Source organism: Micromonospora sp. LOL_021 (assembly GCF_048060215.1).
Lineage (GTDB): Bacteria > Actinomycetota > Actinomycetes > Mycobacteriales > Micromonosporaceae > Micromonospora_E.
Window position 1 is genome coordinate 26,557 of sequence record NZ_JBHMIN010000034.1, and the last position, 14,103, is coordinate 40,659.

The 14,103-nt window shown below is 72.8% G+C and carries 12 protein-coding genes; 4 read left to right on the forward strand and 8 right to left on the reverse strand.

Annotation, left to right across the window (positions count from 1 at the left end):
• Positions 1 to 51 precede the first annotated feature (51 nt).
• The 3 genes from ACFHWT_RS21010 to ACFHWT_RS21020 are packed head-to-tail and all read left to right on the forward strand — an operon-like array spanning position 52 to position 2,751.
• Positions 52 to 1,272, forward strand: coding sequence for a MurT ligase domain-containing protein (locus ACFHWT_RS21010; RefSeq protein WP_416596403.1), 1,221 nt, complete (start codon positions 52 to 54; stop codon positions 1,270 to 1,272).
• A 40-nt stretch (positions 1,273 to 1,312) separates the two neighbouring features.
• Positions 1,313 to 2,011: a type 1 glutamine amidotransferase gene (locus ACFHWT_RS21015; RefSeq protein WP_416596404.1), complete on the forward strand. Its 699-nt coding sequence runs from the start codon at positions 1,313 to 1,315 to the stop codon at positions 2,009 to 2,011.
• Positions 2,008 to 2,751, forward strand: a complete 744-nt coding sequence (locus ACFHWT_RS21020; RefSeq protein WP_416596371.1) for a TVP38/TMEM64 family protein — start codon at positions 2,008 to 2,010, stop codon at positions 2,749 to 2,751. The genes ACFHWT_RS21015 and ACFHWT_RS21020 overlap by 4 nt, the downstream gene beginning before the upstream one ends.
• Here ACFHWT_RS21020 and leuS read toward each other — a convergent pair.
• The 8 genes from leuS to ACFHWT_RS21060 form a co-directional block, all read right to left on the reverse strand.
• A complete protein-coding gene (gene leuS, locus ACFHWT_RS21025) occupies positions 2,735 to 5,575 on the reverse strand; it encodes a leucine--tRNA ligase (protein WP_416596372.1) in 2,841 nt (946 codons plus the stop codon). The two genes, ACFHWT_RS21020 and leuS, sit on opposite strands and share 17 nt — an antisense overlap.
• A gap of 242 nt (positions 5,576 to 5,817) precedes the next feature.
• Positions 5,818 to 6,204: a monovalent cation/H(+) antiporter subunit G gene (gene mnhG, locus ACFHWT_RS21030; RefSeq protein ID WP_416596373.1), complete on the reverse strand. Its 387-nt coding sequence runs from the start codon at positions 6,202 to 6,204 to the stop codon at positions 5,818 to 5,820.
• The gene (locus tag ACFHWT_RS21035) at positions 6,201 to 6,416 is read right to left on the reverse strand and encodes a monovalent cation/H+ antiporter complex subunit F (RefSeq protein WP_416551814.1); all 216 of its coding nucleotides are present in this window, start codon (positions 6,414 to 6,416) and stop codon (positions 6,201 to 6,203) included. The genes mnhG and ACFHWT_RS21035 overlap by 4 nt, the downstream gene beginning before the upstream one ends.
• Before the next feature lie 38 nt (positions 6,417 to 6,454).
• Positions 6,455 to 6,943 carry a Na+/H+ antiporter subunit E gene (locus ACFHWT_RS21040; protein WP_416596374.1) on the reverse strand — a complete coding sequence of 163 codons (489 nt, stop codon included), beginning with the start codon at positions 6,941 to 6,943 and terminating at the stop codon, positions 6,455 to 6,457.
• 41 nt (positions 6,944 to 6,984) lie between these two features.
• On the reverse strand, positions 6,985 to 8,523 hold the full coding sequence (locus ACFHWT_RS21045) for a monovalent cation/H+ antiporter subunit D family protein (protein WP_416596375.1): 1,539 nt from the start codon (positions 8,521 to 8,523) through the stop codon (positions 6,985 to 6,987).
• Positions 8,520 to 9,011 carry a sodium:proton antiporter gene (locus ACFHWT_RS21050; protein WP_416596376.1) on the reverse strand — a complete coding sequence of 164 codons (492 nt, stop codon included), beginning with the start codon at positions 9,009 to 9,011 and terminating at the stop codon, positions 8,520 to 8,522. The genes ACFHWT_RS21045 and ACFHWT_RS21050 overlap by 4 nt, the downstream gene beginning before the upstream one ends.
• Complete coding sequence (mbhE, locus tag ACFHWT_RS21055; RefSeq protein WP_416596405.1) at positions 9,008 to 11,845, reverse strand: hydrogen gas-evolving membrane-bound hydrogenase subunit E; 2,838 nt, start codon at positions 11,843 to 11,845, stop codon at positions 9,008 to 9,010. The genes ACFHWT_RS21050 and mbhE overlap by 4 nt, the downstream gene beginning before the upstream one ends.
• 75 nt (positions 11,846 to 11,920) lie before the next feature.
• Complete coding sequence (locus tag ACFHWT_RS21060; RefSeq protein ID WP_416596377.1) at positions 11,921 to 12,583, reverse strand: universal stress protein; 663 nt, start codon at positions 12,581 to 12,583, stop codon at positions 11,921 to 11,923.
• A gap of 445 nt (positions 12,584 to 13,028) precedes the next feature.
• Between ACFHWT_RS21060 and ACFHWT_RS21065 the strand changes: the two genes are divergently transcribed.
• Positions 13,029 to 14,102: an AAA family ATPase gene (locus tag ACFHWT_RS21065; protein WP_416596378.1), complete on the forward strand. Its 1,074-nt coding sequence runs from the start codon at positions 13,029 to 13,031 to the stop codon at positions 14,100 to 14,102.
• Position 14,103 lies beyond the last annotated feature (1 nt).

Below are 14,103 nucleotides of genomic sequence, written 5' to 3' on the forward strand. Positions count from 1 at the left end.
GATCGGCGCCGGGCAGGGTCCGGTAACCTCGCTCGGGTGACGGACGCGAAGATGCCCTTGCGGGCAAAGGTGGCCAGCTCGGTGTCGCGCACCGCCGCGGCGCTGTCGCGGGCCGCCGGACGGGGCGACGGGTCGGTGATCGGCGGTTGGATCGGCCTCAAGATCGATCCGGAGCTGCTGGCGCATCTCGCCGCCGGGCGGGCCGTCGCGCTGGTCTCCGGCACCAACGGCAAGACGACCACCACCCGGCTCGCCGCAGCGGCGGTCGGTGTGCTCGGCCGGGTCGCGACGAACTCGTACGGCGCGAACATGCCGACCGGGCACACCTCCGCGCTGGCCAAGGCCGGCACCACGCCGTACGCGGTGCTCGAAGTGGACGAGCATTACCTGGCTCAGGTGCTCGAGGCCACCAACCCCCGGGTGGTCGCCCTGCTGAACCTCTCCCGGGACCAGCTGGACCGGGCCAAGGAGGTGGCGATGATGGCCCAGCTGTGGCAGGTGGCGCTGGCCGAGCATCCCGAGGTCAAGGTGGTGGCCAACGCCGACGACCCGATGGTGGTGTGGGCGGCCGCGACCGCCGGCGCGGTCTCCTGGTTCAGTGCCGGGCAGCGCTGGCACGACGACTCGTGGGTCTGCCCGGAGTGCGGTTCGGCGATCGAACGCTCCGACAACCAGTGGTGGTGTGCCGGCTGCCCGCTGCGCCGGCCCGAACCGGAGTGGGTGGTCGACGAGGATGGTGTCATCGACCCGACCGGCGCCTGGCACAAGGTGACGCTGCAACTGCCCGGTCAGGTCAACATCGGCAACGCGGCCACCGCGCTGGCGGTGGCCGCCGAGTTCGGCGTACGCCCGGTGGACGCGGTGTCCCGGCTGGCGGTGGTCACCTCGGTGGCCGGCCGGTACGCGCAGGTGGTCCGCAACGGGCGGACCATCCGGCTGCTGCTGGCCAAGAACCCGGCCAGTTGGTTGGAGGCGTTCGACATGGCCGAACAGGCACCGACGCTGCTGTCGATCAACGCCCGCGACCCCGACGGGCTGGACACCTCCTGGCTGTTCGACGTCGACTTCTCGCCGCTGCGCGGTCGTCAGGTGCTGATCACCGGGGACCGCGCCTTCGATCTCGCCGTCCGGCTGGAGGTCAACGACGTGCCGTTCCTGCACGTGCCGTCGCTCAACGCGGCGATCGCCTCGGTGCCGCCCGGCCGGCTGGAGGTCATCGCGAACTACACCGCATTCCAGGACATCCGAGCGGAGCTGGACCGTGTCAACTGAGTCGTTCCCGGCCATTGGCCCGTCGATCGGCGGGCCCAGCGTGCTCCGCCTGGTCTGGATCTACCCTGACCTGCTGTCCACCTATGGCGACCGGGGCAACCTGCTGATCCTGGCCCGTCGGGCCCAGCAGCGCGGCATCCCGGTGGAGCTCACCGAGATCCGCTCCGACCAGCCGGTGCCGCAATCGGCCGACATCTACCTGATCGGCGGCGGCGAGGACGGCCCGCAGGCGCTGGCCGCCCAGCGACTACGGGCCGACACCGGGCTGCACCGCGCGGTCGACCAGGGCTCGGTGATCTTCGCGGTCTGCGCCGGCTACCAGTTGCTGGGTACCTCGTTCTTCGCCAAGGGCACCCAGTGCACCGGCCTGGAGTTGCTGGACCTGCAATCCGACCGGGGACCGAGCCGGGCGGTCGGCGAACTGGCCGGCGACATCGACCCGCGGCTCGGCGTACCGCCGCTGAGCGGTTTCGAGAACCACGGCGGGCGCACCCATCTCGGCAACGGCGTCTCGCCGCTGGCCCGGGTCACCGCCGGGGTCGGCAACGACGGGACCAGCGAGGGCGCCTGGCGGGGCAACATCCTCGGCACCTACGCGCACGGCCCGGCGCTGGCCCGCAACCCGGCGCTGGCGGATCTGCTGCTGCGCTGGGCGATCGGCGCGGCCAGCCTGCCGCCGCTCAACGACCTGTGGGCCGACCGGCTGCGGGCCGAACGGATGGCCGCGATCCGCACGTGAGGCGGCTGGGCCGGGCACTGCGCGAGCCGGCGGTGGCCCGGTTCGCGGCCCTGCTCGCGCTGATCGGTGGCTGCGGCCTGCTGGTGCTGCTGGTCCCCCGGCCCGATCTGGCGGCCCTGGCCGGGCTGCCCGACCGGCTCGGAGCGGCCGGGCCGGTGCTGGCCGTGGTCGGTGGCGCGCTGCTGCTGACCGTGCTGGTCCCCCGCACGTTCGTCACCCTGACCTGGGGAGCGCTGTTCGGCCCGGTGGCGGGTGCCGGCTACAGCCTCGCCGCGGCCGCGCTGGCGGCGCTGATCGGCTTCGGTGTCGGACGGTGGCTCGGCCGGGAGTACGTCGTCAGCCGGACCTCGATGGCGGCCCCGCCGGCCGGCCTGGCCGGGCGGACCGACCGGATCCGGTTGCGGCTGGCCCGGCTGGACCGGTGGTTCGCCACCCAGAGCGTGCTGGGCGTGGTCATGGTCCGGCTGCTGCCGATCAGCGGGTTCGGCATGGTCAGCTACGGCTACGGCACCACCGGTGCCCGGCTGGCCCCGTTCCTGATCGGCAGTGTGCTGGCGTCGGCGCCGACCGCGGTCGGCTACGCGGTGATCGGTGCGGCGGTGGTCGCCCCCGGTGAGGTCAACTGGCTGGCCGCCGCGCCCGCCGGGCTGGGCGCGGCGGCCAGCGTCGTGCTGCTGCTGCGCTGGCGCCGCGCGGTCCGGGCGGACCGCGCGGCGCTGCGGGTCACGGGACCACGCTGACCATCCGGCCCGGGACCACGATCACCTTGCGCGGCGTACGGCCGGCCAGGTGCTCGGCGACGGCGGCCAGCGCGGCGGCCCGTACCTCGTCCTCGGCGGCCTCGGCCGGCACCTCGACGCGGCCCCGCACCTTGCCGGCCACCTGCACCGGGTAGGTCACCGACGCGGCCCGCAGCAGCGCCGGGTCGGCCGTCGGGAAGTCGACGTAGGTCAGCGAACCGGTGTGACCGAGCCGCTGCCACAGCTCCTCGGCGACGTGCGGGGCGAACGGGGCCAGCATCAGTACCAGCGGTTCGGCCACCTCGCGGGGGGTGGCCGGCAGCCGGGTCAACGCGTTGGTCAGCTCGATCAGCTTGGCGATCGCGGTGTTGAACCGCAGCCCGTCCATGTCCGACCGGACGCCGTCGATCACCCGGTGCGTCAGCCGGCGCAGCTCGTCGTCGGCCGGGTCGTCGGTCACCCGGGACGCGCCGGTGTGCTCGTCGACCAGGGCCCGCCACACCCGTTGCAGGAACCGGTACGAGCCGACCACCGCCCGGGTCTCCCAGGGGCGGGACACCTCCAGCGGCCCCATCGACATCTCGTACACCCGGAACGTGTCGGCGCCGTACGCCTCGCACATCTCGTCCGGGGTGACCACGTTGCGCAGGCTCTTGCCCATCTTGCCGTACTCGCGGTTGACCGCGGTGTCGCCGTGGAACCAGCCGCCGTCGCGCTCGGTCACCGCCGCCGCGTCGACGTACGCGCCGCGCGCGTCGGTGTACGCGTACGCCTGGATGTAGCCCTGGTTGAACAGCCGGCGGAACGGCTCGACGCTGGACACGTGCCCCAGATCGAACAGCACCTTGTGCCAGAACCGGGCGTACAGCAGGTGCAGCACGGCGTGCTCGACCCCGCCGACGTACAGGTCGACACCGCCGCAGTCGGCCGACGACGCCGGACCCATCCAGTACCGCTCGTTGGCCGGGTCGACGAAGGCGTCGCTGTTGGCCGGGTCGGCGTAGCGCAGCTCGTACCAGCAGGAGCCGGCCCACTGCGGCATCGTGTTGGTCTCCCGGCGGTAGCGCCGCCGGCCGGCCGGCGCACCCGGCACCCCGGTCAGGTCCAGCTCCACCTCGACCCAGTCGGTGGCGCGCGACAGCGGGGTCTCCGGGTCGGATGCGGCGTCGTCGGGGTCGAAGGTACGCGGCGAGAAGTCGTCGATCTCGGGCAGCTCCAACGGCAGCATCTGCTCCGGCAGCGGGATCGGCAGCCCGGTTTCGTCGTACACGATCGGGAACGGCTCGCCCCAGTAGCGCTGCCGGCTGAACAGCCAGTCCCGCAGCCGGTAGGTGACCGCGCCCCGGCCGTGCCCGCCCGCCTCCAGCCAGGCGATGATCCGTTCCTTGGCCTCGGTCACGCCCAGGCCGTTCAGAAAGTCGCTGTTCATCGCCGGTCCGTCGCCGGTGTACGCCTTGCCGGTGAAGTCCTCCGGCGGCGTCACGGTCCGCACGATCGGCAGGTCGAACACCTCCGCGAAGTCCCAGTCCCGCTCGTCCTGCGCCGGCACCGCCATGATCGCCCCGGTGCCGTAGCCGGCCAGCACGTAGTCGGCGATGAAGATCGGCAGCCGGGCGCCGTTGACCGGGTTGGTGGCGTACGCGCCGACGAAGACGCCGGACTTGTCGCGGGACTCGGCCTGCCGCTCGGCGTCGGTGCGGCCGGCCGCCTGCTTGCGGTACGCCTCGACCGCCTCGGCCGGCGTGGCGTGCCCGCCGGTCCACGCCGGCCGGGTGCCCGCCGGCCAGGCGGTCGGCACCAGCTCGTCGACCAGGGCATGCTCCGGGGCCAGCACCATGTAGGTGGCGCCGAAAACGGTGTCCGGTCGGGTGGTGAAGACCTCGATCGGAGCGGCGTCGGTCGGGAAGGTGATGTGCGCGCCGGTGGACCGGCCGATCCAGTTCCGCTGCATCAGCTTGATCGGCTCGGGCCAGTCCAGCAGGTCCAGATCGGTCAGCAGCCGGTCGGCGTAGGTGGTGATCCGCATCATCCACTGGCGCAGGTTGCGCTTGAAGACCGGAAAGTTGCCGCGCTCGGACCGGCCGTCGGCGGTGACCTCCTCGTTGGCCAGCACGGTGCCCAGACCGGGGCACCAGTTGACCGGTGCCTCGGAGACGTACGCCAGCCGGTGCGCGTCGACCAGCTCGCGGCGTTCCCGGTCGGTCAGCTCGGACCAGGCGCGCCCGTCCGGGGTCGCGCGCCGACCCGACTCGTACGCGGCGATCAGTTCACTGACCGGCCGGGCCTTGCCGGCCTCGGTGTCGTACCACGAGTTGAAGACCTGCAGGAAGATCCACTGGGTCCAGCGGTAGAACTCGACATCGGTGGTGGCCACCGACCGCCGGTCGTCGTGGGCCAGCCCCAGCATTCGCAGCTGGGCCCGGTACCGTTCGATGTTGGCCTCGGTGGTGGTCCGCGGGTGCTGGCCGGTCTGCACCGCGTACTGCTCGGCGGGCAGGCCGAAGGCGTCGAAACCCATCGCGTGCAGCACGTTGCGGCCGGCCATCCGCTGGTAGCGGCCGTAGCAGTCGGTGCCGATGAAGCCCAGCGGGTGGCCGACGTGCAGGCCCGCGCCGGACGGGTACGGGAACATGTCCAGCAGGAAGAGCTTCTCGGCGCCGGCGCGCGGGTGGGCCGGGTCGGCCAGCGGGCCGACCGGGTTGGGCGCGTGGAAGGTGCCGTCACGTTCCCACCGCTGCTGCCACCGTCGCTCGATCTCGCCGGCCATCGCGGCGGTGTACCGGAACGGTGGGGTGTCCGCCGCGGTCTCGACTGCCTCGCTCATCGTCGGTCGCCACCTCAGGGTCGGTTGTGTGCTGTGATGTGTCGGTCGTGGGCATGAAAAAACCCCTCCACAGGAGGGGTCGCCGTGCTGCCGCCGCCGGACGGCCGCTGCGCCGGTCAGGCGGCCTGGTGGGTCAGCACGGCCGGAGAAGGAGCAGGAAGGCGCCGGCCATGGTGCCAGTGTACTCCGGGTCGGAGAACCAGGTGGACCGCCCTCACCGCCGCCTCCGGCGACGGCTCCGGCTACGGCTCCGGTCGGCTGGCCTCCCCCGGTCCCTCCGGCACCGCGCCCGGCCGTGTCTCGCCCTGCTCGGCGAGGGCGTCGAACCTGCTCTGCGGGCTCATCGGCGTACCGGACAGGTAGGCCGCCCGGGCCAGCGCGTACCCGCCGACCGGCGCGGTGACCACCTGCAGCAGTACGGCCAGGGTCACCACCGCCGCGGTCCGTGGGCTGGGCAGCAGAGTCAGCACGCCGAGCAGGATGAGCACCAGGCCCAGGCTGGCCGCCTTCGCCACCGCGTTCATCCGGTTGTAAACGTCGGGCAGCCGTAGCATGCCGAGCCCGGTGATCCCGATCAGCAGGGTGCCCGCACCGAGCAGTACCCCGGCGAGCACGTTCCAGCCGGTCACCGGCTCCTCCGATGCACCAGGCGGGCGAGCGCGACCGTGGCGAGGAACCCGACCAGGGTCGCGGTCAGCACGATGTCGAGCAGTTCGGCGATCCGCAGCCGGGCGGCGAGGACCGCCACCCCGGCGATGAAGACGAAGAAGCCGAAGTCGACGGCGGCGGCACGGTCGGCGTCGGTCGGGCCGATCACCAGACGGATGATCGCCGTCGCCATCGCCAGGGCCAGGACGGCGAGAACGAGGTCGAGTCCGGTCACCGGTGGGCTCCCCCCGGCTGGTCGGCCGGGTCGGCCGGGTCGGCCGGGTCGACCGGGTCGTCCCGGTCGACCGGGCGCGCGGCGGGCAGCAGGTGGTCCTGTAGCCGGGCGAGTTCGGCACGGAACCGCTGCGGGTCCTCGGCATGCATACCGTGCACGAACAGGGTCGGCGGTTGCGGCCGGACCGCCACGGTGAGTGTGCCCGGGGTCAGCCCGACGGCCAGCGCCATCAGCACCATCTCGGTGCTGGTCCGGGTTCGCAGCGGGAACTCGACGATCCCCGGCGACAGCCCGCTGCCCGGCGTGACGATCTCCCGGGCGACGACGACGTTCGCCACCACCAGGCGACCGGTGAAGTAGCCGACGAAGCCCAGCACCCGGCCGACCCGGCGCAGCGTCCGGACCGGCCAGCGGCGCGGCCCGCCGGCCCGGCCACCGTCAACTCCTTGGCCGCCGCCGGCTCGCCGGCCGGTACGGCTCTGCACCGGACCGGTACTGGTCTGTTCCGTCCGTCGCGTTCGTCTGGTCAACGTCCGGTCACCGCCTCCACATAGGCACTCGGGTCGATCAATCCGTCAGCCGCGGTGGCGGCCAGGCCGAGCAAAGGCTGCGCGGCCGGCCCCAGCAGCAGGGTGAGGGCCGCGAGCAGCACCGCCGGCGCGGTCAGCCAGGTGGTGATCCGCGGCGGTACGTCGGCGGCGGTACGGGCGGGCAGGTGGCCGGCCGGATTCACGGAAGCCGACGGGTGGCCGGCCGGGTCCACGGGTGCGGGCGCGGGGTCGCCCCAGAACGCCAGATCCCAGATCTTGATCATCGAGATCAGCGTCCCGAGGCTGACCAGCACCGCGACCGCGAAGATCAGATAGTTGCCGTCGGCGACCGCGGCCCGCAGCAGCAGGAACTTGGCCAGGAACCCGGAGAACGGCGGCATCCCGGCCAGCGACAGCCCCGCGCAGATGAAGGCCAGGGCGAGCAGCCGGTGCACCGTCGCCAGCCCGCCGAGCCGGTCCAGCTGATCGGTGCCGTAGCCGACCACCACCGCCCCGGCGCAGAGGAACAACGCCGCCTTGACCAGGATGTACTGCACCAGGAAGAAGATCGCCGCGGTGAGCGCGGCCGGGCTGAACACCGCCAGCCCGATCAGCAGGTAGCCGATCTGGCTGACCATGTGGAACGCGAGCACCGAACGCATCGTGGTCTCGCCGAGCGCCCCGAGGACGCCGATCACCATGGTCACGGCGGCGGCCAGTCCGATCACCCACCGGTAGTCGACCGCGCCGTCGTAGACCACCGCCACGATCCGGACGATCGCGTACCCGCCGACCTTGGTGAGGATGCCGGAGAACAGCGCGGTGACCACCGGTGGCGCGTACGGGTAGCTGCGGGGCAGCCAGCCGTGTAGCGGCACCACCGCGGCCTTCACCGCCAGGGCGAGCAGCACCACGGTGCCGGCCAGGGCCAGGGCGCCGTCGCGGCCGGCCGACCCGGCCAGTTCGCCGAGATCGACGGTGCCGGCGACGGCGTAGACCAACCCCACCCCGGCCAGCAGGATCGTGGAGGCGAGCAGGTTGACGGTCACGTAGATCCGCCCGGCCACCGTCCGCTCCCGGCCGGCGCCGGCGGTCAGCAGCACGTACGACGGCACCAGCATGACCTCGATCAGCACGAACAGGTTGAACAGGTCGGCGGTCAGGAAAGCCCCGAACGCGCCGGCGCTCGTCATCAGCGCCAGCGGGACCAGGTACGGCCGTCGGTCGTCGCCGGAACCGATGGCGAAGACCCCGCACAGCAGCACGACCAGCGCCACGACCGTGACCATCAGCGCGCTGAAGGTGTCCGCCGCCAGGGTGATCGCGAAGCCGGCCGGCCAGCCGCCGATCCGCTCTGTCAGCACCTCACCACGGCGGGTCGCGGCCAGCAGCGTGCCGCCCTGGGCGAGCACTGCCACACCGGTGCCCAGCCAGCCGATCCGGTGCAGCGTCAACCGGCGCGGTACGGCCAGCAGCAGCCCGGCCACGACCAGTGGCAGCACGATCGGGCAGACCAGCGGCAGCGGCGCGTTCATCGGGGCAGCTCCCCGGTGTCGCCGCCGGCCGCCGTCCGACCGTGTTCGGCGACCTGGTCGGACATCGACCGCGGCTCGGTCAGCACCGGCTCCGGGCCAGGTTCCGGTTCCGGGCCCGCCGCGCTGTCCGGACCCGCCGTACTGTCCGGACCGACCCTGCCGTCCGGACCGGCCTCGCCCAGCTCCAGGTCGGGTCGGCCCGGTCGCGGCCGGTCGACCACCGCGAGCGCGAGCAGGAAGATCGTGATGCCGAAGGTGATCACGATGGCGGTGAGCGCGAAGGCCTGGGGCAGCGGATCGGCCGTCGCCGCCGGGTCGACGTCGCCGAACGGCGGCTGCCGGCGCCACAGCCCGCCCGAGGCGAGCAGCAGGATGTTGACGGCGTGGCCGAGCAGGACGAAGCCGATGACGACCCGGATCAGGCCGCGGTGCAGGATCAGATAGACGCCGGCCGCGGTGAGCAGGCCGATCACCAACGCGACGGTCACGGGGCCCGCACCCCCACCGCGTCCGACGGGACGCCAGCGTCCGGCGGACCCGCCGCATCGGACGGGACGCCAGCGTCCGACGGGTCCGCCGTGCCGAGCCGCCGTACCGCCGCCGTGATCAGGCCCAGCACCATCAGATAGACACCGAGGTCGAAAAAGGTCACCGGCGACACCGAGAAGCCGAGCACCGACAGTTTCAGCCCGGGCGACGGCGTCAGGAACGGCTCACCGGCCAGCAGCGCGGACAGCCCGATCCCGAGACAGGTCAGCAGCCCTGCGGCGAGCAGTGGCCTGGGCCGCAGCCGGCCGGCCGCCGTCGGTGGGCGTCCGGCGTACGCGAGTTGACCGAGCCCGGCCGCGATCCCGGCCACCAGCGCGGCGACGAAGCCGCCGCCAGGCTCGTCGTGGCCGCGCAGGAACAGCCACGCCGAGACCACCAGCATCACCGGGGTGAGCAGTCGGTGCGCGAACCGGAGCACCGGATCCGGTACGGCCGGACCGCCGGAGCGGCCACGCCCACCGGTACCGCCACCGGGTCCGGTAGTGGCGGCGTCGCGCCCGGTGGTCCGGAACAGCCCGACCAGCCCGAGTGCCACGGCGACGAGGACGGTCGCCTCACCGAGGGTGTCGAACGCCCGGAACTCGACCAGGATCACGTTGACCACGTTGCCGCCGCCGGTCGCCGGTTCTGCGGTCCGCAGGAAGTAGCTCCCCGGGGCGGACAGATCACGACGACCGGTCAGCCCGACCGTCGCGGCCACCGCGACGGCCCCGGCGGCGACGGCCAGCGCAGCGGCGAAGAAGCTGACCGGCTGGCGCCCGGCACCAGGCAGCCGGGCCGGCAGCCGGCGCAGGACGAGCATCGCGACGACCGCGGTCAGTACTTCGACGAGCATCAGGGTCAGCGCCACGTCCGGCGCGCCGGCGAGCAGGAACCAGGTGGCGACCAGCAGACCGACCAGGCTCAGCAGCCCGACCGCCGCGAGTGCCGACCTGGCCAGCACGATCCCGGCCAGGGCCACCGCCAGCAGCACCAGCAGCGGCCAGTCGTCGGCCGCCGCGCCTGCGCCCGGCCAGGGCGGCAGCGACCCCAGCGCGGCGCTGCCGGCCGCCCCTAGCAGCACCAGCAGCAGCACCGGCCGGAACAGATGGGCGGCCGGCGAGTCGTAGCGGGTCGGCCGGCCGACGATCCCGCCCAGTCGCAGCAGCGCGCCATAGCAGCGGTCGAAGGTGACCGCCCCGGCCGGCGGCAACTGGACCGACTGCACCAGCCGGTCGACCCGAGCGCGGGCGGTGAACAGGGCGGTACCCGACAGCACGGTGAGCGCCGACAGCGCCAGCGCCGGGGTGAAGCCGTGCCAGAACGCCACGTACGGCGGATCGCCGCCGGGGGACGCGTCCTCGGTCGCCTGGTCGATCAACGGGCCGAGCAGCGCGGCCGCCGGGCCGAGCAGCAGGCTCAGCAGCGCGGCGATCGCCGCCGGGGTGAGGAACGTCCACGCCGGCTCGTACAGCTCCGGCTGCTGCGGCGGCCCGGCGAAGGTCTCGTAGACGATCCGGGCGCCGTACGCGAAGGTGAGAGCGGACGCCGACACGGCCAGTACCTCGGCCGACGGACTGAGCCACGGATCGACCCCAGTCTTGATCAACGCGTCGAAGATCGCCTCCTTGCTGACGAAGCCGAGCAGCGGCGGCAGGCCGGCCATCGACATCGCGGCCAGCCCGGTCAGGGTGGCGGTCACCGGCATCACGTGGCGCAGGCCGGAGATCTGTCGGATGTCCCGGCTGCCGGCTTCCCGGTCGATGATGCCGACGAGCATGAACAGGGTGGCCTTGAACAACGCGTGCGCGACGGTGTGCAGCACCGCAGCGGCCAGCGCCGCCGGGGTGCCGACCCCGATCACCCCGACCAGCAGCCCGAGCTGGCTGACCGTCGAGTACGCCAGCATGGCCTTCAGGTCGTGCTGGCGCAGCGCGAGGAACGCACCCGCCAGCGCGGTGCCGAGCCCGCCGAGGACCAGCACGATGGTCCAGGCAGCCTGCTCTGCGTAGATCGGCGAGAACCGGATCAGCAGGTAGATCCCGGCCTTGACCATCGTCGCGGCGTGCAGGTAGGCGCTGACCGGGGTGATCGCCACCATCGCGCTGGGCAGCCAGAAGTGAAACGGGAACTGCGCGGACTTGGTGAACGCCGCGACGATCAGCAGCCCACCTACCACCCAGGCGACCGGCGAGCCGAGCAGCCGGTCGGGGTAGGCCAGGATGGTGGTCAGGTCGCTGGTGCCCAGCGCGACCGCCATCACCACGACCGCCGCCAGCAGCGCCAGGCCGCCACCGGCGGTGACCAGCAACGCCCGGGTGGCGGGGCGGGCCGCCGCCGGACTGGCCTGACCGATCAGGAAGAACGAGCAGACCGTGGTCAGCTCCCAGAACAGGAACAGCAGTACCGTGTCGGCGGCGAAGACCAGGCCCAGCATCGCCACGGTGAACAGGGTCAGCAGCGTGTAGAGCGCGGTGCACCGGCGGTGCGGGGCAAGGTAGCGCGGGCAGTACATCATGATCAGTGCGCCGACTCCGAGCACCAGCAGCCCGAAGACCATCGCCAGGCCGTCGAGCCGCAGCGCGAACGCGATGTCCAGCGACGGCAGCCAGCGCACCGAGACCGCGACCGCGCCGTTGTCCAGCACCACCGGCAGCCGGGAGGCGAGCAGCCCGCAACCGATCAGGTAACCGGCCGCGAGCGGGTAGCCGGTGTCGCGGCCGAGCGAACGGGTGAGCAGTGGTACGGCGGCGGCGAGCCCGGTCAGCAGGGCCAGCACCGCGATCATCGTCAACGGGCACCCCTCGGCGCGGCGGTGATCCGCGCGTACGGACCGGCCCGGCACCGGCCGACGGTCGCCGGGCGCACCTCAACCGTCCTCGCTGGCGGCCAGCAGCACCGGCCGGGTGGCGTCCCGGACCACCTGGTCGGCGACGCTGCCGAGCAGCCGGTTGGACAGTCCACGGCCCCGCCGCCCGACCACGATCATGTCCACGTCGCGAGCCTGCGCGACGTCCAGCAGGGCCCGGGCGGGCCGGCCGGTGACGATCTCGATGCTGCTCGGCAGAGGCGGCCCGTCGGCTCGGCGCAGTCGGGCCGCCCGATCGGTGAGCAGGTCCCGCGCCCGGTCCAGCTGGTCGACTTCTTCGGCGGTGCGGTCGCCCCGCTCGACTGCGGCGACGTCGACCACGGTGGTCAGGATCAGCTCGCCGACCCGACCGGCGAGCACCCGGTGCGCCGTACGCAGGGCGTGCTCGGAGTCGGCGGAACCGTCCAGGCCGACCAGCACCCGGGGCCCGGGGCCGGGTGCGCTCGGCCCGGTGCCGGCCGGTGCCGGGCGGACTTCCAACCGCCCCGTCGGTCGCGATCCGCGCTCCACGGCGATCGGGACGAAGAGCAGTCCGAGCACGGCGCCCAACGGATACCAGTACCAGGCGCGTTGGCCGTGCCGGGTGAGGAACACCGCCACCGCAACGATCCCGGAGAGCACCCAGACGGCGACGACGGTCACGATGTAGCCGGCTGTGGACATCCAGCTCCCTCCGGTTGCACGTACCGGTCGACCCGGCCCGACTATCTGACCTGGTCACCGCTGGCGTCGCCGACTACCCGGGAAATGCCGGTCCTACCCGGCCGCCCGGCGAGTTCACCCCGGCGGGTGGGGTCGGTCGGGGCGGGGCGACTGGTCCGGATGGGCACTTGAACCGGACCGGTCACCGGCCCGTACTCCCGGTGGGAGCGGGTGCCGCCCTGCCCGCTCCCACACGGCACCCGAACCGTCCGCCTACGACCGGGTCGCCCACGGTGAGCATGGGCGGGTGAGCGGACCACGCCATCCCGTGGATGGCGGACGCGCGAAAGATGGATAGCCTGAGAGGCATGTGGGGTCCCTGCGGCGGGAGACGACGGTCCCCCACGTGACCGACGGCGGGCGGCCGGGCCGACCCGCGTGACGCCGTACGACGAGGAGGAGGATCGTGACCCAAGACAGCTGGGACGATCTGGGTGCTCCGATGCCCCATGACGAGTTCCGCGCCGTGTCCGACGCCATCGTGGCCAACATAGAGCAGGTCATCGAGGGCAAAACCGCCACGGTTCGGCTGGCACTCGCCGTCCTGCTCGCGGAGGGACACCTGCTGATCGAGGACGTTCCCGGAGTCGGCAAGACCAAACTCGCCAAGACGCTGGCCAGGTCGATCGACTGCTCCGTACGCCGGATCCAGTTCACCCCGGACCTGCTGCCCAGCGACGTGACCGGAGTCAGCGTCTACAACCAGGACAACCACGACTTCGAGTTCAAGCCGGGCGCGGTCTTCGCCAACCTGGTGGTCGGCGACGAGATCAACCGGGCGTCCCCGAAAACCCAGGCAGCGCTGCTCGAATGCATGGAGGAGCGGCAGGTCACCGTCGACGGCACCACCTACGAGCTGCGGACGCCGTTCATGGTGATCGCCACCCAGAACCCGATCGAGATGGAGGGCACCTACCCGCTGCCGGAGGCGCAGCGGGACCGGTTCACCGCCCGGATCGCGATGGGCTACCCCGACCCGAGCGCCGAGCTGGCCATGCTCGACGGGCACGGCGCGGCGGACCCGGTGCACCAGCTGCAGCCGGTCTCCGACGCGGCCGGGGTACGGCGGTTGATCGCCACCGTCCGGGAGGTGCACGTCGCCGACCCGGTCAAGCAGTACGCGGTGGACCTGGTCACCGCCACCCGGGAGTCCCCGGAGCTGCGGCTCGGCGCCTCGCCCCGGTCGACCCTGCAGCTGCTGCGTACCGCCCGCGCGGTCGCCGCGTTGGAGGGCCGCGACTACGTGCTCCCGGACGACCTGCAGGCGCTCGCCGTTCCGGTGCTGGCCCACCGGCTGATCCCGACCGCAGAGGCCCAACTCGCCCGGCGGACCACCGACGCGATCATCGCCGAGCTGGTGCACCGGATGCCGTTACCCCACGAACGGCAACGGCCGGTCGCTGCGACGTACGACGGCCGCCAGTTTGGTCCGGCGGACAGCGCGGTGGCGGCAGTCCCCTTCGAGCCGCGAGGGCGTTGAC

What these genes read in the sequence shown, in the direction of transcription:
- ACFHWT_RS21010 (WP_416596403.1), top strand. Translation starts at nt 52, where the DNA reads ATGCCCTTGCGGGCAAAGGTGGCCAGCTCGGTGTCGCGCACCGCCGCG.
- leuS (WP_416596372.1), bottom strand. Translation starts at nt 5,575, where the DNA reads ATGAGCGAGGCAGTCGAGACCGCGGCGGACACCCCACCGTTCCGGTAC.
- ACFHWT_RS21035 (WP_416551814.1), bottom strand. Translation starts at nt 6,416, where the DNA reads ATGGCGACGGCGATCATCCGTCTGGTGATCGGCCCGACCGACGCCGAC.
- ACFHWT_RS21045 (WP_416596375.1), bottom strand. Translation starts at nt 8,523, where the DNA reads ATGAACGCGCCGCTGCCGCTGGTCTGCCCGATCGTGCTGCCACTGGTC.
- ACFHWT_RS21060 (WP_416596377.1), bottom strand. Translation starts at nt 12,583, where the DNA reads ATGTCCACAGCCGGCTACATCGTGACCGTCGTCGCCGTCTGGGTGCTC.